This window comes from Pseudomonas sp. TWR3-1-1 (genome assembly GCF_049896545.1).
GTDB classification, from domain to species: domain Bacteria; phylum Pseudomonadota; class Gammaproteobacteria; order Pseudomonadales; family Pseudomonadaceae; genus Aquipseudomonas; species Aquipseudomonas weihenstephanensis.
Genome location: NZ_JAFCUO010000002.1, coordinates 1 through 18,962, shown reverse-complemented (window position 1 = coordinate 18,962; position 18,962 = coordinate 1). Strand labels below are relative to the sequence as shown.

Genomic DNA, 18,962 nt, shown 5'->3' with positions numbered 1-18,962 from the left:
CAGCCCTTCGCTATTTTCGGCAGCGACTACAGCGTCGCGTATGCCTATGTAGTCGCTGCCGAAGGCTGCGATCGGTCGCGTAGCGGCCGCAAGGCGGTGTGCGCGTCGAGGCGCGCGGTATACATGCGCGCCACCGTGTTTAGCTCACTAAAAGGTGCGTCATGCAGCCCTTCGCTATTTTCGGCAGCGACTACAGCGTCGCGTATGCCTATGTAGTCGCTGCCGAAGGCTGCGATCGGTCGCGTAGCGGCCGCAAGGCGGTGTGCGCGTCGGGGCGCGCGGTATACAATGCGCGCCACCGTGTTTAGCTCACTAAAAGGTGCGTCATGCAGCCCTTCGCTATTGCCCCATCGATTCTTTCTGCCGATTTCGCCCGTCTTGGCGAAGAAGTAGACAACGTACTCGCTGCGGGTGCTGACTTCGTTCACTTCGATGTCATGGACAACCATTACGTCCCCAACCTGACCATCGGCCCGATGGTATGCGCCGCATTACGCAAGTACGGGGTGACCGCTCCAATCGACGCGCACCTGATGGTCAGCCCGGTTGATCGCATCATCGGCGATTTCATCGAAGCCGGCGCGACGTACATCACCTTCCACCCCGAAGCCACGCAGCACATCGACCGCTCGCTGCAATTGATCCGCGAAGGCGGCTGCAAAGCAGGGCTGGTGTTCAACCCCGCGACCCCGCTGGACGTGCTCAAGTATGTGATGGACAAGGTCGATATGGTCTTGCTGATGAGCGTTAACCCGGGCTTCGGCGGCCAGAAGTTCATCCCCGGTACTCTGGACAAACTGCGTGAAGCGCGGGCGCTGATCGATGCTTCGGGCCGTGATATTCGGCTGGAGATCGACGGTGGCGTGAACGTCGGCAATATCCGCGAAATCGCTGAGGCGGGTGCTGATACGTTCGTCGCGGGTTCGGCCATTTTCAACACGCCCAACTACGAAGAAGTTATTCAGAAAATGCGTGCCGAGCTTGCGTTGGCGCGTCCGTGAGCGGCTTTGAGCAGCTCCTTCAGGGGCAATTGCCCAAGCTGGTGATGTTCGATCTGGACGGCACGCTGATTGATTCGGTGCCAGACCTGGCCTCGGCCGTAGAAACCATGCTGCTCAAGTTGGGCCGTCCGCCTGCCGGTCTTGAAAACGTGAAGATGTGGATCGGCAACGGTGCGCCGATGCTGGTCCGCCGTGCGTTGGCTGGCAATCTTGAGGCCTCGGGTGTCGATGACGCCGAGGCCGAGCACGCACTGGAGATTTTCATGGAGGCCTACGATGGCGGCCATGATCAGACCAAGGTCTATCCCGGGGTGCGCGAAAGTCTCAAGTGGCTGCAAAAGCAGGGCGTCGAGATGGCCCTGATCACCAATAAACCTGAGCGCTTTGTGGCACCGCTGCTGGATGAATTGAAGCTGGGGCGCTTTTTTCGCTGGATTATCGGTGGCGATACGTTGCCGCAAAAAAAGCCCGACCCCGAAGCGCTGTTGTTCGTGATGAAAATGGCCGGCGTCACCCCGCAGCAATCAATGTTTATTGGTGATTCACGCAATGACGTGCTGGCTGCCAAGGCCGCAGGTGTGCGTTGTGTGGCGCTCAATTATGGCTACAACCACGGTCGCCCGATTGAAGAAGAGTCGCCGGACATGGTGATCGGTAACCTGCAAGAGCTGATAGCCGGTTGCTTAGATTCGGCGGCTGAGATAACGTTGGGCACTTCTGTTCACCCCTCTCGTAGAGATTCCATCGTGGTGGTCACTCGCAAACTCTGGATGAAAGTTATCAAGGCCCTGGCCCGTTGGCGTTGGCGCGCCTGACTTGAATCTGGCCGGATAGCCGGCACGTTTGCACACCTGACTGTTTGACCCTCAGACCACGAGGCACCTCATGATCCGTGAAGAATTCCTGCGTTTGGCCGCTGCCGGCTATAACCGTATCCCGCTTGCCCGCGAAACCCTGGCCGACTTCGATACGCCGCTGTCGATCTACTTGAAACTGGCTGACCAGCCCAACTCCTATTTGCTGGAGTCGGTGCAGGGCGGTGAGAAGTGGGGGCGTTACTCGATCATTGGTTTGCCGTGCCGCACGGTATTGCGGGTGCATGACCATCAGGTTCGCGTGACCCACGACGGCGTCGAGATTGAAGCGCACGAGGTTGAAGACCCGCTGACGTTTGTCGAGGCCTTTAAAGCGCGCTACAACGTGCCGACCATTACCGGTTTGCCGCGCTTCAATGGCGGGTTGGTGGGGTATTTTGGCTATGACTGTGTGCGTTATGTGGAAAAGCGCTTGGGCAAATGCCCGAACCCTGATCCGCTGGGCGTGCCGGACATTCTGCTGATGGTGTCGGATGCCGTGGTGGTGTTCGACAACCTCGCGGGCAAGATGCACGCGATTGTGTTGGTTGATCCGGCGCAACCGGATGCTTATGAAGAAGGCCAGGCGCGGCTTGAGGCATTGCTTGAACAGTTGCGTCAGCCCATTGCGCCGCGTCGCGGTCTGGACTTTACGGCTCAGCAGGCAGCGGACCCGGTGTTCCGCTCCAGCTTCACCCAGCGTGATTACGAGCAAGCGGTCGACACAATCAAGGACTACATCCTCGCGGGCGATTGTATGCAAGTCGTCCCGTCGCAGCGCATGTCCATCGACTTCAAGGCAGCGCCGATTGATCTGTACCGTGCGTTGCGCTGCTTCAATCCAACGCCTTATATGTACTTCTTCAACTTTGGTGACTTCCACGTGGTGGGCAGTTCGCCGGAAGTGCTGGTGCGGGTTGAAGACAACCTGATCACCGTGCGCCCGATTGCCGGTACGCGCCCGCGCGGTGCAACCGAAGAGGCTGATCTGGCGCTGGAGCAAGACCTGCTCAGTGACGATAAAGAAATCGCCGAACACTTGATGCTGATCGATCTGGGCCGCAACGATACGGGCCGGGTGTCTGAGATCGGTTCGGTCAAGCTCACTGAAAAAATGGTCATCGAGCGTTACTCCAACGTGATGCACATTGTGTCCAACGTCACGGGCCAGCTGAAAAGCGGGCTGACGGCGATGGACGCGTTGCGTGCGATCTTGCCTGCGGGAACGTTGTCGGGTGCACCGAAAATTCGGGCGATGGAAATCATTGATGAGCTGGAGCCGGTCAAGCGCGGTGTCTATGGCGGCGCGGTCGGTTACTTCGCCTGGAACGGCAATATGGACACGGCCATCGCTATTCGTACGGCGGTGATCAAGAACGGTGAATTGCATGTGCAAGCGGGCGGCGGCATTGTCGCCGACTCGGTACCGGCCCTGGAGTGGGAAGAGACGCTGAACAAACGCCGCGCGATGTTTCGCGCCGTAGCGCTCGCTGAACAAACCCCCGCGTCCGACGCCTGAGGAGCTGTGCCATGTTGCTGATGATCGATAATTACGACTCTTTTACTTATAACGTTGTGCAGTACCTCGGCGAGCTGGGTGCAGAGGTCAAGGTGGTGCGCAACGATGAACTGACCGTGGCCGAGATCGAGGCGCTCAACCCAGAGCGCATTGTGGTGTCGCCCGGCCCATGCACGCCGAACGAGGCGGGCATCTCATTGCAAGCGATCAAATACTTTGCGGGCAAGCTGCCGATTCTTGGCGTGTGCCTGGGTCATCAGTCTATCGGCCAGGCTTTTGGCGGGGACGTGGTTCGCGCACGCCAAGTCATGCACGGCAAGACCAGTCCGGTGTATCACCTCAATACGGGGGTGTTCGAAGGATTGAACAACCCGTTGACCGTCACCCGTTATCACTCGCTGGTGGTCAAGCGCGAAACCCTGCCTGAGTGCCTGGAGCTGACAGCGTGGACACAACACGCGGATGGCTCGGTGGACGAGATCATGGGGTTGCGCCACAAAACACTCAATATCGAAGGGGTGCAATTTCACCCTGAATCGATCCTGACCGAACAAGGTCATGAACTGTTCGCCAATTTTCTTAAACAAACCGGCGGCACGCGCTAAGGACTTCATATGGATATCAAGACTGCCCTGAACCGTATCGTCGGTCATCTGGACCTGACCACTGATGAAATGCGCGATGTCATGCGCGACATCATGACCGGCCAATGCACCGAGGCGCAGATTGGCGCTTTCATGATGGGCATGCGTATGAAAAGTGAAAGCATCGACGAAATCGTCGGTGCCGTCACTGTAATGCGCGAGTTGGCGGACAAGGTCGAACTCAATACCCTCGATGGCGTGGTCGACATTGTTGGCACCGGCGGCGACGGGGCGAATATTTTCAACGTTTCCACGGCTTCGGCATTGGTGATCGCGGCCGCCGGTTGCACGGTGGCCAAGCATGGCAATCGTGCCGTGTCCGGTAAAAGTGGCAGCGCCGACTTGCTCGAAGCGGCCGGTGTGTACCTGAACCTGACACCGGTACAAGTTGCACGCTGCATCGACAGCGTGGGCATCGGCTTTATGTTTGCCCAATCCCATCACGGCGCCATGAAGCACGCGGCCATCCCGCGTCGCGATCTTGGGCTGCGAACCCTGTTCAATATGCTTGGCCCGCTTACGAATCCGGCTGGCGTGTTGCATCAAGTGGTCGGCGTGTTCAATCAGGCGCTCTGCCGTCCGTTGGCTGAAGTGCTGCAACGCCTGGGCAGCAAGCATGTGCTGGTGGTTCATTCGCAAGATGGTCTGGACGAGTTCAGCCTGGCGGCGCCCACGTTTGTGGCCGAGCTGCGTAAAGGCGAAATCACCGAGTATTGGGTGCAGCCTGAAGACTTGGGTATCAAGAGCCAAAGCCTGTTTGGGCTGGTGGTCGACAGCCCTGAACAATCGCTGGAACTGATCCGCGATGCTTTGGGCCGCCGTAAAACAGAGGCTGGCCAGAAAGCCGCTGAAATGATCGTGCTCAATGCGGGTGCTGCGTTGTACGCCGCTGATCTTGCCTACACTCTGAAAGAGGGTGTGGCGCTGGCGCACGATGCGCTGCACACCGGGTTGGCCCGCGAAAAGCTGGAAGAACTGGGCGCGTTTACCGCGATTTTCAAGCAGGAGAATGAAGCATGAGTGTGCCAACCGTTCTGGAAAACATTCTGGCGCGCAAGGTTCAGGAAGTGGCTGAGCGCAGCGCCCGCGTGAGCTTTGCCGAAGTTGAACGGCTGGCCGCTCAGGCTGATCCTGTACGTGGTTTCGCCAAGGCTTTGCTGGCGCAGGCCAAGTTGAAACAGCCCGCGGTGATTGCCGAAATCAAAAAGGCATCGCCGAGCAAAGGGGTGATTCGCGAGCATTTCGTGCCTGCCGACATTGCGCAAAGTTATGAGAAAGGCGGCGCGACCTGTCTGTCGGTACTCACTGACATTGATTACTTTCAGGGCGCTGACGCCTATCTGCAACAGGCGCGTGCGGCGTGCAAGCTGCCGGTGATCCGCAAGGATTTCATGATCGATCCGTATCAGATCGTTGAAGCCCGCGCGTTGGGCGCCGACTGTGTGTTGCTGATCGTGTCTGCACTGGATGACGTGAAAATGGCCGAGCTGGCCGCTCTGGCTAAAAGCGTCGGGCTGGACGTGTTGGTAGAAGTGCATGATGGCGACGAACTGGAGCGCGCCCTGAAAACATTGGACACGCCGCTGGTCGGGATCAACAACCGTAACCTGCACACCTTTGAGGTGAGTTTGGAAACCACGCTGGACTTGTTGCCGCGTGTGCCGCGTGATCGATTGGTGATCACCGAGAGCGGCATTCTGAACCGCGCCGATGTTGAGCTGATGGAAATCAGCGAGGTGTATTCGTTCCTGGTCGGCGAAGCGTTCATGCGTGCGGAAAACCCGGGTGCTGAGTTGCAGCGTTTGTTCTTCCCGGAGCGCGGTACGTCCATCACCGGCTCAACACTGGATTAACCCTGTAGTTGCTGTCGAGGCACGAGGCTGCGATTTGCCAGCGCCCTTATTGCAGCCTGCGCCAGTGGCTACAGATTTTGAGCAGGAATCCCATGACCGTCATTCAACAACTTAGCGTCGAAGCCGGTCTTAAGGCCGAGCAGGATTTGCTGGCGGCGGTCTGCGCTGGCGAATTGGAGGCGGGTGTGTTGTTCTGGCAGCCCACTGACCGGTCGCTGGTCATGCCTCGGCGCTTGAGTCGTTCACCAGGTTTTGAGCATGCGAGTGTCGAGCTGGCCGCCAGTGGCTGGCCGATCCTGTTGCGTGAAACCGGCGGCGAACCCGTTCCGCAGTCGGCCTCAACGGTGAATATCGCATTGGTCTACGCACCGCCTCGCAGCGAAGGCGATCACGGCCGGATCGAAACGGCTTATCGTCGTCTGTGTCAGCCGATCTGTGATCTGTTGACTGAATTGGGCGGTACTGCGTCATTGGGTGAGGTTGAAGGGGCTTTTTGCGATGGCCGTTTCAATGTCAATCTGAACGCTCGCAAGTTAGTGGGGACTGCTCAACGCTGGCGCCAAAGTCAGGGTGGCCAGCGGCCCGTGTGCCTGGTTCACGGTGCATTACTGCTCGATAACGAACGCGAATCGATGGTGGCGGCGGTCAATCGGTTCAATCAACGCTGTGACTTGGCGCAGCGTTGTCGTGCTGACAGTCACATTGCGTTGCATGAAGTGTGTGCGGCACCGGATTTTTTCGAGCAGCTCACTGCCCGCTATCAGCAGGTACTGGCGCCCTTACTCAAGCCCTAGCGAGTTCCAAACACCACCATGGTCTTGCCTTTGACGCTGACCAGGTTTTGTTCTTCCAAATCCTTGAGCACCCGCCCAACCATCTCCCGCGAACAACCGACTATTCGGCCGATTTCCTGACGCGTTACTTTAATTTGCATTCCGTCCGGGTGAGTCATGGCATCGGGTTGCTTGCACAGCTCCAATAGGCAGCGCGCAACGCGACCGGTGACATCGAAGAACGCCAGATCGCCGACCTTGCGCGTGGTATTACGTAACCGCTGTGCGATTTGGCCGCTGAGCGCGTAAAGGATTTCTGGTTCCTGATGCGCGTACTCTCTGAATTTTGCGTAACTGATTTCTGCAACTTCGCATTCGGTCTTGGCCCTGACCCATGCACTGCGCGCCTGCTCCAGGCCCGGTTGTTCGAACAAACCCAACTCGCCAATAAAGTCCCCGCTGTTGAGGTAAGCGATGATCATTTCACGCCCATCATCGTCCTCGATCACGATGGTGACTGAGCCTTTGACGATAAAGAACAGGGTGTGCGAACGCTCGCCGGCACAAATGATATTGCTCTTGGCTTGATAACGTTTGCGCTGGCAATGAGTCAGAAATTTGTCGAGGTTTTTGATCTTGGGTATGGGAGTAAGGGCAACCATGGTTGTATCCCGGAAAGCGTGCACGGTAAGGGTTATATCTATTTTTATATAGAGCGCTTGCTGGCTGGCGCCAGCGATTTGGCGCCAGCTTACCAGACGAATTCTTTACCGATTGCAGAATTTTCCTAGTGCTGTGTCAGAGAATCGCTTCAGGCTGGTCAGTCATCGAATTTCGGCCCTGTGATAAGCTGGCGCCCCTTTTAAACCAGTGGAGTCTGAGCAATGAAGGCACGCATTCAATGGGCTGGTGAAGCCATGTTTTTGGGTGAATCGGGCAGCGGCCACGTCGTTGTCATGGATGGCCCGCCTGAAAGCGGTGGCCGCAACCTGGGTGTGCGGCCGATGGAGATGCTGTTACTGGGACTCGGCGGTTGCAGTAACTTTGATGTGGTCAGCATTCTCAAAAAATCGCGTCAGGCCGTTGAAAGTTGTGAGGCTTTTTTGGAGGCCGAACGCGCCACTGAAGACCCAAAGGTGTTCACCAAAATTCACCTGCACTTTGTAGTCAAAGGGCGTGGCCTTAAAGAAACGCAGGTTAAACGGGCTATCGAGCTGTCTGCCGAGAAGTATTGCTCGGCGTCGATCATGCTCGGCGCGGCTGGCGTTGCGATCAGCCATGACTACGAAATAATCGAACTGGCTTGAGTGGACATTCAATTTTCATAAAAGCGTTGCAGACTCTGGCGATCAGTCGCGGACGTCTGCATAATGCGCCACTTTTTTAAGGGTCGTGGCGGGGATATCTCCCGGTCACGTGCCCTAACAGATAACCAAAATCGCCATCGCGAAGAGGTGTTAACCGTCCTACGCAGGTGCGTCCTACGCACTTGACGGGCATGCTGGATCACGCGGCCGAGCCGCATCGACATAGAGAGTTTTATTACGGTGAAAAGCAAACTCAAGCTCCACGGGTTCAATAACCTGACAAAGACCTTGAGCTTCAACATCTATGACATCTGCTATGCGGAAACCCCGCAAGACCAGCAGGCATACGTTGAGTACATCAATCAAGAGTACGACGCAGAACGCCTGACGCAGATCCTTACAGATGTGGTTGATATCATTGGTGCCAACATCCTGAACATCGCCCGTCAGGATTACGATCCCCAAGGCGCCAGCGTGACTATTCTGATTTCGGAGCAGCCGGTAACACCTACCGAAAGCCAGATCGAAGAATCCCCAGGCCCGCTGCCCGAGACCATTCTGGCTCACCTCGACAAAAGTCATATTACGGTGCACACCTACCCGGAGATTCACCCGGTGGACGGTATTGCAACATTCCGTGTGGATATTGACGTGTCGACGTGCGGCGTTATTTCACCGCTTAAAGCTCTCAACTATCTGATTCATAAATTTGATTCGGATATCGTGACGGTCGACTACCGCGTTCGGGGTTTTACCCGTGATGTGGAAGGCAAGAAGCACTTTATTGATCATGAGATCAATTCGATCCAGAACTACCTCTCCGAAGACACCCGCGCCGGTTATCAAATGACCGATGTGAATGTGTATCAGGAGAACCTGTTCCACACCAAAATGCTGCTCAAGGACTTCGAACTGGATAACTACCTGTTCGGCGATGCCACCAGCAATCTTTCGGTGGAGCAACGTGCTCAGGTCACTGAACGGGTTAAGCACGAAATGCTCGAAATCTTTTACGCACGCAACATGTCGTAAGGTTTTGATAAAAAAAGGCGGCTACCGTGAGGTAAGCCGCCTTTTTTGTGCGCGTTTTGCAGGAGCAATTAAATACGATAAGTGCTTTTAGTCATGACTTTTGCCATCAGGCTCATGCCAAATTTGATCGGGGCAGGGAAGCGGTAGCCGCCCGCATCGAGTGCAGATTCCGCGTGGCGTTCTTCGTCGATACGCATTTGCTCAAGAATCGCGCGCGACTTTTCATCTTCGGCAGGCAATTGTTCAAGGTGTTCATTGAGGTGCTTGCACACTTGGTCTTCCGTTGCGGCGACAAATCCCAGGCTGACCTTGTCGCTGATCAAACCTGCAACCGCGCCAATTCCGAAGGACATGCCGTAAAACAGCGGGTTGAGCACGCTTGGATGGCTGCCCAATTGGCGGATACGTTGTTCACACCAGGCCAAATGGTCGATTTCTTCTTCTGCGGCATGCTCCATGGCTTCACGCACATGCGCCAGTTTGGCGGTCAGGGCCTGACCTTGGTACAGGGCCTGGGCGCAGACTTCACCGGTGTGGTTGATGCGCATCAGCCCGGCAACATGACGTGTTGCCTGGTCACCCAGCGGGTTTTCAGGTTTGACGAGGGCTGGTGACGGGCGATGCGGCTGGCCACTGAATGGCAACAAGGTGCGCATCGCGGTATCGGCTTGTAACAGAAGACGGTCAATCGGCGAGTAGTGACGTTGGGTAGTCATGCTTACCTCCGGAAAAAATCACGGCGGCCAGTTTACCCCAATCGGGTGGGCAGGGTTTGCGCTGGATCATGCGTGAGTGGGAGCGTTGCGGCTCCCACGAGGGCGTGGTGGTAAAAATCAGCCCGGAGGCCAGTTCATCTGGCGCTGACCCAAAACGTGCATATGAATGTGGTAGACGGTCTGGCCGCCATCTTCATTGCAGTTCATGACAACGCGGAAGCCTTTCTCGCAGCCTTGTTCGACCGCCAGGCGCTGGGCGGTGAACAGGATATGGCCCGCCAGCGCTTTGTCTTCTTCGGTGAGGTCGTTGAGAGTGCGGATCGGTTTTTTCGGGATGACCAGAAAATGCACCGGCGCTTGTGGGGCGATGTCGTGAAAGGCCAGCACCTGATCATCTTCGTAGATGATATTGGCGGGTATTTCACGGTTGATGATCTTGGTGAACAGAGTATCCAAAGCTGTATCTCCGTAAGTGAAGTCCGGCCTGAGTGTACCCAGAGGACGGTTTGGCGGCCAGCCGACTTAACGTGGGCAGTAAGACTTGTTAACCGATGCGGCGATTTTGCGTGTCATCCATCGCGAAAGTACGCGCGGGATGCGGGTTAACCAACGATTGCGCCAACCGGGCATGATGATCGCCTTGTTCTTTTCGAGGGCGCGCACGGTATACAGCGCGACTTCTTCGGGGCTGAGCGCGTTACGACTTTTTTTGAGCGTGGCGGTATTCATGTTGGCGGCATCGAAGAAACCGGTGCGGGTTATACCGGGGCAGAGTACCGAGACCTTGATTCCGGTCTTTTTGACTTCTTCGCGCAAGCCTTCTGAAAAATGCAGCACGTAGGCTTTGCTGGCGAAATAGGTGCTCAGCCAGGGACCCGGCTGATAGGCCGCGATCGATGACACGTTGAGGATTTGCCCGCCACCTTGCACTGCCATCATGTTACCGATGGCGTGGCACAAGCGAGTGAGCGCCAGTACATTGAGCTCGATCAGGTCTTGCTCGGCACTCCAGTCGTGGGCGAGGAAGGGGCCGCAGGTGCCGATGCCCGCGCAGTTAACCAGTAAGTCGATCTGGCGGTCGCCTTCTTCAAGCTCCAGCAGGAAACCGGACAAACGCAACGGTTCGCCCAGATCACACGCGCGAAATAGCACTTCAACGCCAAAGCGGCGGGTGAACTCGAGGGCAATGGCTTCCAGCGCATCGCGTTGGCGGGCAACCAGAATCAAACTGCGCCCGCGACGGGCGAGGGCTTCTGCCAGGGCCAGGCCAATGCCGCTTGAGGCGCCAGTGATCAAAGCGTAACGGGTCATGCTGTTCTCCATCGCAACGGTGCAGTCCGGTGACAATGTTGTCCCTGGCGTTGGCGCGTTCATTAAAGTGCGCAGTCTACAGGCTGTTGCTGGTCGCTGCGTCGATGAACGAGCTCGCAATGCCCAACGCAAAGAGCAGGATCCCCCCAACGAAAAGCACAACCGACAAAATGATTGAGATCCAGGCCAGCACTTTGACCGCGGTGCTGTTGGGTGGCGGTGGCGGGCCGTATTGATTGGGGCCGGGCGTGCCAGGCGTAAGGACCATGATGGTGGACAGAATAAAGGTCGCGACAGGGACCAGGTGAAGCAACAGCAGCCATGCTGACCAGTTAAGGTCGTGCAGGCGTTGTGCGCTGATCCTCACCAAGGTAATGAGGTACGCAAGTATCAAGGCCAGCGCGCACGTAAAGCCCAGGGTGTAGGACACTTTTAGCGCAAGCGCGACTGGTAATACCGCAACCCACGTGATGAGGGTAAGTACCATGCTCCAGGCCAGTAAGCGCATGCGGCCTATTCGACCGCTGAAACCTAATGGGTCCAGGGGGGCGTAGGTTTCGTGAGGTGTTTTGTTCAAACTTAGAGGCGGCATTGCTACTTCCTTGTCAGGTGTCTCAAAAAACTAGCCCGCCGAGGGGCGGGCTTTGAACTATCGGGGGTGTGGCCAATGGCTGGAGAGTTGCTGGGTGAGGTGTAACGCTTGACGGTATTGCTCATCCAGACGGGCGATTAACTGATCGGTTGATGGCAGGTCGTTAATCTCGCCGACGCCCTGACCCGCAGACCAGACGGTTTTCCATGCTTTGGCTTCGTCGCTGAGCGGTTTCAGTTTGTTGCCAGCCTCGCCTTTACTGTTCAGGGCTGCCATGTCGAACCCTGCGGTTTCGAGGCTTTTGCGCATGAAACTGGCGGGCACGCCTGATACCGCCGGGGTGTGGATGATATCGGCTGCGCGGGATGCGAGCAGCATCTCTTTATAGGCATCGGGTGCATGGCTTTCTGTCGTGCCGATAAAGCGTGTGCCCAGGTAGGCCAGGTCGGCGCCAAGCACCTGAGCGGCCAGAATCTCCCGGCCGTGGTTGATGCACCCCGCCAGTAGCACGGTCTTGTCGAAAAACTGGCGTATTTCAGCGACCAGTGCGAACGGGCTCCATGTGCCGGCATGCCCGCCAGCGCCTGCGGCGACTGCAATCAAGCCATCGACGCCGGCTTCTGCCGCTTTTTCTGCATGTCGGCGTGTGGTCACGTCGTGGAACACCAGGCCTCCGTAGCCATGAATGGCGTCCACTACTTCCTTCACGGCGCCCAGACTGGTAATCACGATCGGAACCTTGTGTTCGATGCAAATGGCCAGGTCGGCCTCAAGTCTTTCGTTGCTGTTGTGCACAATCAGGTTAACGGCGTAAGGCGCCGGGTTATCCAGCAACGCCAGTCCGGCTTCGATCTCTTCAAGCCATGCTTTGAACCCGCTGCTGTCGCGTTGGTTGAGTGCAGGGAAACTGCCCACCACCCCATTGCGACAACAGGCCAGTACCAGTTGCGGATTGGAGATCAGAAACATCGGCGCGGCCACCACCGGCAGGCGCAAGCGTTGTTCAAGCAGAGCAGGCAGTGACATTGGATAACCTCTATGAAAGATGAGATGCAGTTAGAACGGTTTGACCACCACCAGAATTACGATAGCGATCAGAAACAGGACGGGCACTTCGTTGAACCAGCGGTAGTACACATGGCTGCGGGTATTTTCACCGCGGGCGAGGCGTTTGACCTGGGCGCCGCACATATGGTGATAGCCGATTAGCAGTACGACCAGCGTCAGCTTGGCGTGCATCCAGCCTTGGCTGAAGTAACCACTGGGGTTGAGGCTGATTAGCCATCCTCCAAAGATCAGGGTGGCGATCATTGCCGGGCCCATAATGCCGCGATAGAGCTTGCGCTCCATGACGCTGAAGCGTTCTTTGCTGACGGCGTCCTCGCTTTGTGCGTGGTATACGAACAGGCGCGGCAGGTAAAACAGGCCAGCAAACCAGCAGACGATGCTGATGATGTGGAAGGCTTTGAGCCATAGATAAAGCATTTTTAGTTATTCCCAGGTTCACGGTAGACCAAATAGTAGTAGTAGAGCGCTTGAGAGTCACCTTGGCGGTTGTCGCAGGGGCGCGCTGTCCCTATTATCGAGGGCTTTCCAGTGGGTTCGTTGAGGGGCAGGTTATGGTCAAGGTCGGTATTGTCGGCGGCACGGGTTACACCGGGGTCGAATTGCTGCGTTTGCTGGCACAGCATCCGCAGGCTGAAGTGGTGGTCATCACTTCTCGATCCGAGGCGGGCCTGCCGGTAGCCAATCTGTATCCCAACCTGCGCGGTCATTACGATGGCCTGGCCTTCAGCGTGCCGGACACGCAAACATTGGGCGCGTGTGATGTGGTGTTTTTCGCCACGCCGCATGGTGTTGCCCATGCGTTAGCGGGTGAGCTACTGGCGGCGGGCACCAAGGTGATCGACCTGTCCGCGGACTTCCGTTTGCAGGACGCGGATGAGTGGGCCAAGTGGTACGGTCAGCCGCACGGCGCCCCAGAACTGCTGAAAGAAGCGGTGTATGGCCTGCCGGAAGTTAATCGCGAGCAAATCAAGCAGGCGCGCCTGATTGCGGTGCCCGGTTGCTACCCGACTGCTACCCAGTTGGGCTTTCTTCCTTTGCTGGAAGCTGGGCTTGCCGATACATCGGTGTTGATCGCGGACTGCAAGTCCGGTGTCAGCGGTGCGGGGCGCGGGGCTAGCGTAGGTTCTCTTTATGCAGAGACCTCAGAAAGCATGAAAGCGTATGCAGTAAAAGGTCATCGCCACTTGCCTGAGATCCGTCAGGGTCTACGTCGTGCAGCCGGTAAGGACGTGGGGCTGACGTTTGTCCCGCACTTGACGCCGATGATTCGCGGTATCCATTCAACCTTGTATGCGACCGTTGTTGACCGTTCCGTAGACTTGCAGGCGTTGTTTGAAAAGCGTTACGCCAACGAACCTTTCGTCGATGTGATGCCTGCCGGCAGCCACCCCGAGACTCGCAGTGTGCGTGGCGCGAATGTGTGCCGAATCGCGATCCATCGTCCTCAAGATGGCGATCTGGTCGTGGTGTTGTCGGTGATCGACAATCTGGTCAAAGGCGCTTCGGGTCAGGCGGTTCAGAATATGAATATTCTGTTCGGTCTGGATGAGCGTTTGGGCTTGTCGCATGCCGGGATGCTGCCGTAAGGGCAAGCAATATGCTCAAGCGGCAAGTCGCTGGCTTGCCGTTGCTACTTATGAATAGTTGACCGCTTTTCTAGGAGAAGCGGATAATGCGCGTCATCACGCATTATGGCGGCATAGCGCCGGGAGATAGTCAGCATGAGCGTCGAATCCTTCACCCCCACGGCTTTGCAATTCACCGAAGGTGCTGCGCACAAGGTGAAGAGCCTGGTCGATGAAGAGGGTAATGATCGTTTGAAGTTGCGCGTGTTTGTTACGGGCGGCGGTTGTTCCGGTTTTCAGTATGGTTTCACGTTCGATGATGAAGTGGCCGACGATGACACTATCGTTGAGCGCGAAGGCGTTAGCCTGGTGGTCGATCCAATGAGCTTCCAGTACTTGGCGGGAGCCGAGGTGGATTATCAGGAAGGCCTGGAAGGCTCGCGTTTTGTGATCAACAATCCTAACGCCACCACGACGTGTGGTTGCGGATCTTCGTTCTCGATCTGATCACTCAGCACGCGCAGTACTCAAAACGCCGCGTCAGTTCGCGGCGTTTTGCTGTGTGCAAATTGTTGAGAGGGCTTCAGGCGGGGTAGATTGCGCCGAGGACCCGTAGGCCACGGGCGCCAGTGACACTCGGGCGGTTGGTGGGGATGTTTTCCAGGCAACAGTGTGCGAGCCATGCAAACGCCATAGCTTCAACCCAGTCCGGGTCGACGCCTTTGGCGTGTGTGCTACTGACTGTTGTGTGGGGAAGCAGTGCGGCCAGCCGTGCCATGAGCGTGCCATTGTGCGCGCCGCCGCCGCATACCAGCAGCTCTTCAGTGAGCGGTTGAGCGGCTTTTAACGACTCTACGATGGTCAGCGCGGTGAGCTCGAGCAAGGTTGCCTGAACGTTTTGGGCGGCGAACGTGGGCAAACTTTGCAGGTGATGCTTTAGCCAGCTGAGGTTGAAAACTTCACGGCCGGTGCTTTTTGGGCCTTTTGTCTTGAAGAACGAATCGCTGAGCAGTGTCTCAAGCAATATCGGTTCTACCTTGCCGCTTGCAGCCCACTGGCCATTACGGTCGTAGAGCTCGCCGCAGGTGTCGTGTATCCAGGCATCCAGTAGCACGTTGCCTGGGCCGCAATCAAATCCGGCGACAGGTGATGTAGGCGTAATCAGGCTGAGATTGCTGAAACCGCCTACGTTCAAGACTGCGCGATAGCCAATGTCATCATTGAACAGTGCTTCATGGAATGCAGGGACCAAAGGTGCGCCTTGACCGCCAGCGGCCACGTCTCGGCGTCGAAAGTCGCCTACCACGCATATACCTGTAAGTTCTGCCAGTAGCGCCGGGTTGCCAATTTGCACCGTGAAGCCTAGGGCGGGTTCATGGCGGATGGTTTGGCCGTGACTACCGATTGCTCTGATTGAAGCGGGTGCGAGCTGTTGTTGTGCAAGGAGTGCATTGACGCCCTGAGCCGCCAGTTCGACCCAGCGGTTTTCAGCAAGGGCGCAACGCATGACCTCATCCGGGCCGCTGGCACACAAGCCGAGCAGCTCGGCGCGCAAGGCAGCGGGCATCGGCGTGTAGTGAGTGGCAACCAATGTGGGTCTCGCACCCATCTCAATGAGTGCGATGTCCATGCCGTCCAGGCTAGTCCCGGACATCACACCTATATAGAGCGCCATGATTTAGCGTTTGCTCGACGCGAGCAGCGTGGCTTTTTCCTGGTTCATGCGTGCCATCAGGGGTTGGCTTTGTTGCAGGAAGCGAGCGCGTTCGTTTTTGGCAATTGGATCGGCCATTGGGAGTTTTTGGCCCAGCGGATCGACGTGTACGCCATTCACTTGAAATTCATAGTGCAGATGGGGGCCGGTCGACAGGCCGGTGGTGCCGATATAACCAATCACTTGGCCTTGCTTAACAGAACCGCCTGTTTTGACGCCTTTGGCAAATCCCTGCATGTGGCCGTAAAGAGTGCGATAGGTGTTGCCGTGTTGAATGATGACGGTATTGCCGTAACCACCGCGGCGACCGGCGAGTAGCACTTTACCGTCACCGGCAGCTTTGATCGGAGTGCCACGAGGTGCTGCATAGTCAACGCCTTTGTGGGCGCGGATCTTGTTCAGGATTGGGTGTTTGCGGCCTGAGGAAAAGCGCGAGCTGATGCGAGCGAAGTCTACCGGTGTGCGGATAAACGCTTTGCGCATGCTATTACCGTCAGCGGTGTAGTAATTGCTGATGCCTTGTTTGTTGGTGTAGCGCACGGCGGTGTAAGTCTTGCCGCGGTTGGTGAAGCGTGCGGACAGAATATTGCCCGTCGCTACCGTTTTGCCGTTGGCGACTTTTTGCTCATAGATCACTTCAAACTGGTCGCCTGGGCGAATGTCCTGGGCGAAATCAATGTCGTAGCCAAATACCTTGGCCATGTCCATTGTCATGCTGTGCGGCAAGCCTGCACGTTGCCCCGACGCAGAAAGCGAGCTGCTGATGACGCCGTGTACATACGCTGTGCGTACGGTCGGCAATGTTGTCACTCGGTTAAACGCATAGCCCTTGGCTGTTTTTGTCAGGCTAATGGTTTCAAGGTCGCTGACACGGCTGTGCAGGCTTTTGAGTTGGCCGTCAGGGTTCATATCGAACTCAAGCTTTTGACCGTGCTTAAGCTGGCTAAATTGCTTGGCTTGCTTGTCGCTGGCCAGAATCTCATGCACGGATGCAGAAGGCAGACCCACCTTCTCGAACAATGTTGAGAGCGTGTCACCTTTAGCCACGATGACTTCGCGGTGATTGGGCTCTTTTTTATCGTCGGCCTTAGCCGTTGCGGCAGTCTCTTGCTGTTCGATTTGGGCAAAGGGCGAAGCTGGCGCCTCTGTTGTGGCTTGAACCAATTCGGAAGCGTCTTGGTCTTGTGTCAGTTGTTCTGCGGGGCTTTCGAGCTCCAGGTTTAGAGTCGTGCGTTTGGCTTCTACTTCGCTTGAAGGAAATACCAGCAGGGCCAAGCTTAATAATGCAGCGATTCCACTAGCGGCAAGCAGGTGGGTCTTCGGATAAAGCGGCGGCGCTTTAGGCGGTTGACTGGTCATAGATAATTTGACTTTGAGATAGATGAATTGGAAAAGATGACTGACACGGTGAACATGAAATAACTGTATAAAATATAACCAAAACACCCATGAAGCAAGCCGCTGAAGCATTGGCTGACAGATAGCCGCCCACACGTAGGTGAGAACTTGTAATTAGTCGCTGATCTTGTATGGTTGGTTCCCTTTGAATTTGAGCCTTACGGGTCTGATATGAAGTCGGTTGAAGAGCAGCTAGCGCTAATCAAGCGTGGTGCCGAAGAGGTACTGGTCGAGTCTGAATTGGTCGAGAAATTGAAGCGCGGCCAGCCGCTGCGTATTAAGGCCGGATTTGATCCGACAGCGCCCGACCTGCATTTGGGGCATACAGTCCTTATTAATAAGCTGCGTCAGTTTCAGGAGTTGGGCCATCACGTCATCTTTTTGATTGGTGACTTCACGGGCATGATCGGTGATCCAAGCGGCAAGAGCGCAACCCGCCCTCCGTTGACGCGCGAGCAAGTACTCGACAACGCTGAGACTTATAAAACGCAAGTCTTCAAGATTCTGGATCCTGCTAAAACTGAAGTCGCTTTCAACTCCACCTGGATGGATCAGATGGGGCCGGCTGATTTCATTCGTTTGACGTCTCAGTACACCGTGGCCCGGATGCTTGAGCGCGATGATTTCGACAAGCGTTACACCACGAACCAGCCCATCGCGATTCATGAATTCCTATATCCGTTAGTGCAGGGTTATGACTCGGTCGCTTTGCGGGCTGATGTAGAGCTGGGTGGTACTGATCAGAAATTCAACTTGCTGATGGGGCGTGAGTTGCAGCGCGGCTATGGGCAGGAGGCTCAGTGCATTGTGACTATGCCGCTGCTGGAGGGTTTGGATGGCGTTAAGAAGATGTCCAAGTCCTTGGGTAACTATGTCGGTATACAAGAAGCGCCGGGCGTGATGTACAGCAAACTGGTGTCCATACCGGATGCGTTGATGTGGCGTTACTTTGAATTGCTGAGCTTTCGCTCGATGGACGAAATCAATGCGTTTAAAGCTGATGTCGAGGCGGGGGCTAACCCGCGCGATATCAAAATCAAGCTGGCTGAAGAGATTGTGGCTCGTTTCCATGGTGAAGAGGCTGCTGCTAACGCGCACCGTGGGGCGGGTAATCGCATGAAAGAGGGTGAGCTGCCTGACGATTTGCCAGAGATTGAACTGCTTGCGACTGAAGATATGCCGATTGCAGCGGTCCTTAATAAGGCCGGGCTGGTGAAGAACTCCGCTGTTGCCCGTGATTTGCTGGGTTCAGGTGGTGTGCGAATAGATGGAGAGGTGGTTGATCGCACCTATATATACGTACTGGGTTCGACCCATGTATGTCAGGCAGGAAAGAAGGCTTTTGCACGGATTACGCTAAAAGCCGAATAAAGCTGAAATTAGTGCTGGACGGCGCATTGTATTAGCCTATAATGCGCCCACTTCCGGCGTAGTCGAAACGGAAAACTCCTTGAGTATCAATGAGTTGAACGGTTTTCGGCGATGCTAGCTTCAAATCATCGAAGCAGGAAATGAGGTGTTGACAGCAGCGTGTAACGCTGTAGAATTCGCCTCCCGCTAACGAGAGATCGAAAGCGCAAGTGGTTGAAGTTACAAGGGAAACTTTGAAATCTTC

21 protein-coding genes and 1 pseudogene are annotated in these 18,962 nt (G+C 56.1%); 12 read left to right on the top strand and 10 right to left on the bottom strand.

What is annotated here, in order from left to right; all coding sequences use genetic code 11:
• Positions 1-326: 326 nt before the first annotated feature.
• The 7 genes from rpe to ACP7A4_RS05570 all read left to right on the top strand — a co-directional run bounded on the left by rpe (position 327) and on the right by ACP7A4_RS05570 (position 6,665).
• The gene (rpe, locus tag ACP7A4_RS05600) at positions 327-1,001 is read left to right on the top strand and encodes a ribulose-phosphate 3-epimerase (RefSeq protein WP_048402154.1); all 675 of its coding nucleotides are present in this window, start codon (positions 327-329) and stop codon (positions 999-1,001) included.
• Complete coding sequence (locus ACP7A4_RS05595; RefSeq protein WP_059765237.1) at positions 998-1,816, top strand: phosphoglycolate phosphatase; 819 nt, start codon at positions 998-1,000, stop codon at positions 1,814-1,816. Before rpe ends, ACP7A4_RS05595 begins: the two co-directional genes overlap by 4 nt.
• A 70-nt stretch (positions 1,817-1,886) precedes the next feature.
• Positions 1,887-3,374 (top strand): anthranilate synthase component I, encoded by a 1,488-nt coding sequence (gene trpE, locus ACP7A4_RS05590; protein ID WP_203304030.1) that lies wholly within the window; start codon positions 1,887-1,889, stop codon positions 3,372-3,374.
• Positions 3,375-3,385: 11 nt separating this feature from the next.
• Positions 3,386-3,979 (top strand): aminodeoxychorismate/anthranilate synthase component II, encoded by a 594-nt coding sequence (locus tag ACP7A4_RS05585; RefSeq protein WP_048364252.1) that lies wholly within the window; start codon positions 3,386-3,388, stop codon positions 3,977-3,979.
• A 9-nt stretch (positions 3,980-3,988) separates the two neighbouring features.
• A complete protein-coding gene (gene trpD, locus ACP7A4_RS05580; protein WP_059765231.1) occupies positions 3,989-5,038 on the top strand; it encodes an anthranilate phosphoribosyltransferase in 1,050 nt (349 codons plus the stop codon).
• Complete coding sequence (gene trpC, locus ACP7A4_RS05575; RefSeq protein WP_059765226.1) at positions 5,035-5,871, top strand: indole-3-glycerol phosphate synthase TrpC; 837 nt, start codon at positions 5,035-5,037, stop codon at positions 5,869-5,871. Before trpD ends, trpC begins: the two co-directional genes overlap by 4 nt.
• Positions 5,872-5,963: 92 nt before the next feature.
• Positions 5,964-6,665 (top strand): lipoate--protein ligase family protein, encoded by a 702-nt coding sequence (locus tag ACP7A4_RS05570; protein ID WP_426245925.1) that lies wholly within the window; start codon positions 5,964-5,966, stop codon positions 6,663-6,665.
• Here ACP7A4_RS05570 and crp read toward each other — a convergent pair.
• Entirely contained in the window at positions 6,662-7,306 is a 645-nt protein-coding gene (gene crp / locus ACP7A4_RS05565) for a cAMP-activated global transcriptional regulator CRP (RefSeq protein ID WP_048364256.1), read from the bottom strand. The two genes, ACP7A4_RS05570 and crp, sit on opposite strands and share 4 nt — an antisense overlap.
• A 222-nt stretch (positions 7,307-7,528) precedes the next feature.
• Here crp and ACP7A4_RS05560 point away from each other — a divergent pair, with 222 nt between their 5' ends.
• Together ACP7A4_RS05560 and speD are read left to right on the top strand one after the other, a co-directional pair.
• Positions 7,529-7,951 (top strand): OsmC family protein, encoded by a 423-nt coding sequence (locus ACP7A4_RS05560; RefSeq protein ID WP_048364257.1) that lies wholly within the window; start codon positions 7,529-7,531, stop codon positions 7,949-7,951.
• A gap of 240 nt (positions 7,952-8,191) precedes the next feature.
• Complete coding sequence (gene speD / locus ACP7A4_RS05555) at positions 8,192-8,983, top strand: adenosylmethionine decarboxylase (RefSeq protein ID WP_048364258.1); 792 nt, start codon at positions 8,192-8,194, stop codon at positions 8,981-8,983.
• Between the two features lie 68 nt (positions 8,984-9,051).
• Here speD and coq7 read toward each other — a convergent pair whose 3' ends face one another.
• From coq7 to hemJ, 6 genes are all read right to left on the bottom strand, one after another.
• Complete coding sequence (gene coq7, locus ACP7A4_RS05550) at positions 9,052-9,699, bottom strand: 2-polyprenyl-3-methyl-6-methoxy-1,4-benzoquinone monooxygenase (RefSeq protein ID WP_203304033.1); 648 nt, start codon at positions 9,697-9,699, stop codon at positions 9,052-9,054.
• 117 nt (positions 9,700-9,816) lie between these two features.
• Complete coding sequence (locus ACP7A4_RS05545; RefSeq protein ID WP_048364260.1) at positions 9,817-10,155, bottom strand: histidine triad nucleotide-binding protein; 339 nt, start codon at positions 10,153-10,155, stop codon at positions 9,817-9,819.
• 66 nt (positions 10,156-10,221) lie between these two features.
• Positions 10,222-11,010 carry an SDR family NAD(P)-dependent oxidoreductase gene (locus tag ACP7A4_RS05540; protein WP_048402149.1) on the bottom strand — a complete coding sequence of 263 codons (789 nt, stop codon included), beginning with the start codon at positions 11,008-11,010 and terminating at the stop codon, positions 10,222-10,224.
• A 76-nt stretch (positions 11,011-11,086) separates the two neighbouring features.
• Complete coding sequence (locus ACP7A4_RS05535) at positions 11,087-11,602, bottom strand: DUF805 domain-containing protein (protein ID WP_426245920.1); 516 nt, start codon at positions 11,600-11,602, stop codon at positions 11,087-11,089.
• 57 nt (positions 11,603-11,659) lie between these two features.
• The gene (locus tag ACP7A4_RS05530; RefSeq protein ID WP_203304035.1) at positions 11,660-12,628 is read right to left on the bottom strand and encodes an NAD(P)H-dependent flavin oxidoreductase; all 969 of its coding nucleotides are present in this window, start codon (positions 12,626-12,628) and stop codon (positions 11,660-11,662) included.
• Positions 12,629-12,658: 30 nt separating this feature from the next.
• On the bottom strand, positions 12,659-13,087 hold the full coding sequence (hemJ, locus tag ACP7A4_RS05525; protein WP_059765215.1) for a protoporphyrinogen oxidase HemJ: 429 nt from the start codon (positions 13,085-13,087) through the stop codon (positions 12,659-12,661).
• Positions 13,088-13,221: 134 nt separating this feature from the next.
• Between hemJ and argC the strand changes: the two genes are divergently transcribed.
• On the top strand, positions 13,222-14,256 hold the full coding sequence (gene argC, locus ACP7A4_RS05520; protein ID WP_048364265.1) for an N-acetyl-gamma-glutamyl-phosphate reductase: 1,035 nt from the start codon (positions 13,222-13,224) through the stop codon (positions 14,254-14,256).
• 135 nt (positions 14,257-14,391) lie between these two features.
• The gene (gene erpA / locus ACP7A4_RS05515; protein WP_048402145.1) at positions 14,392-14,742 is read left to right on the top strand and encodes an iron-sulfur cluster insertion protein ErpA; all 351 of its coding nucleotides are present in this window, start codon (positions 14,392-14,394) and stop codon (positions 14,740-14,742) included.
• Positions 14,743-14,818: 76 nt separating this feature from the next.
• Here erpA and ACP7A4_RS05510 read toward each other — a convergent pair whose 3' ends face one another.
• Positions 14,819-15,910 (bottom strand): anhydro-N-acetylmuramic acid kinase, encoded by a 1,092-nt coding sequence (locus ACP7A4_RS05510; RefSeq protein WP_426245917.1) that lies wholly within the window; start codon positions 15,908-15,910, stop codon positions 14,819-14,821.
• Between the two features lie 3 nt (positions 15,911-15,913).
• On the bottom strand, positions 15,914-17,308 hold the full coding sequence (locus ACP7A4_RS05505; RefSeq protein WP_426245915.1) for a peptidoglycan DD-metalloendopeptidase family protein: 1,395 nt from the start codon (positions 17,306-17,308) through the stop codon (positions 15,914-15,916).
• A gap of 210 nt (positions 17,309-17,518) precedes the next feature.
• Here ACP7A4_RS05505 and tyrS point away from each other — a divergent pair, with 210 nt between their 5' ends.
• Positions 17,519-18,718 (top strand): tyrosine--tRNA ligase, encoded by a 1,200-nt coding sequence (tyrS, locus tag ACP7A4_RS05500; RefSeq protein ID WP_059765206.1) that lies wholly within the window; start codon positions 17,519-17,521, stop codon positions 18,716-18,718.
• Positions 18,719-18,749: 31 nt separating this feature from the next.
• On the opposite strand, the pseudogene ACP7A4_RS05495 reads toward tyrS, so the two are convergent.
• Positions 18,750-18,962, bottom strand: a pseudogene (locus ACP7A4_RS05495) (hypothetical protein); the annotation flags it as partial.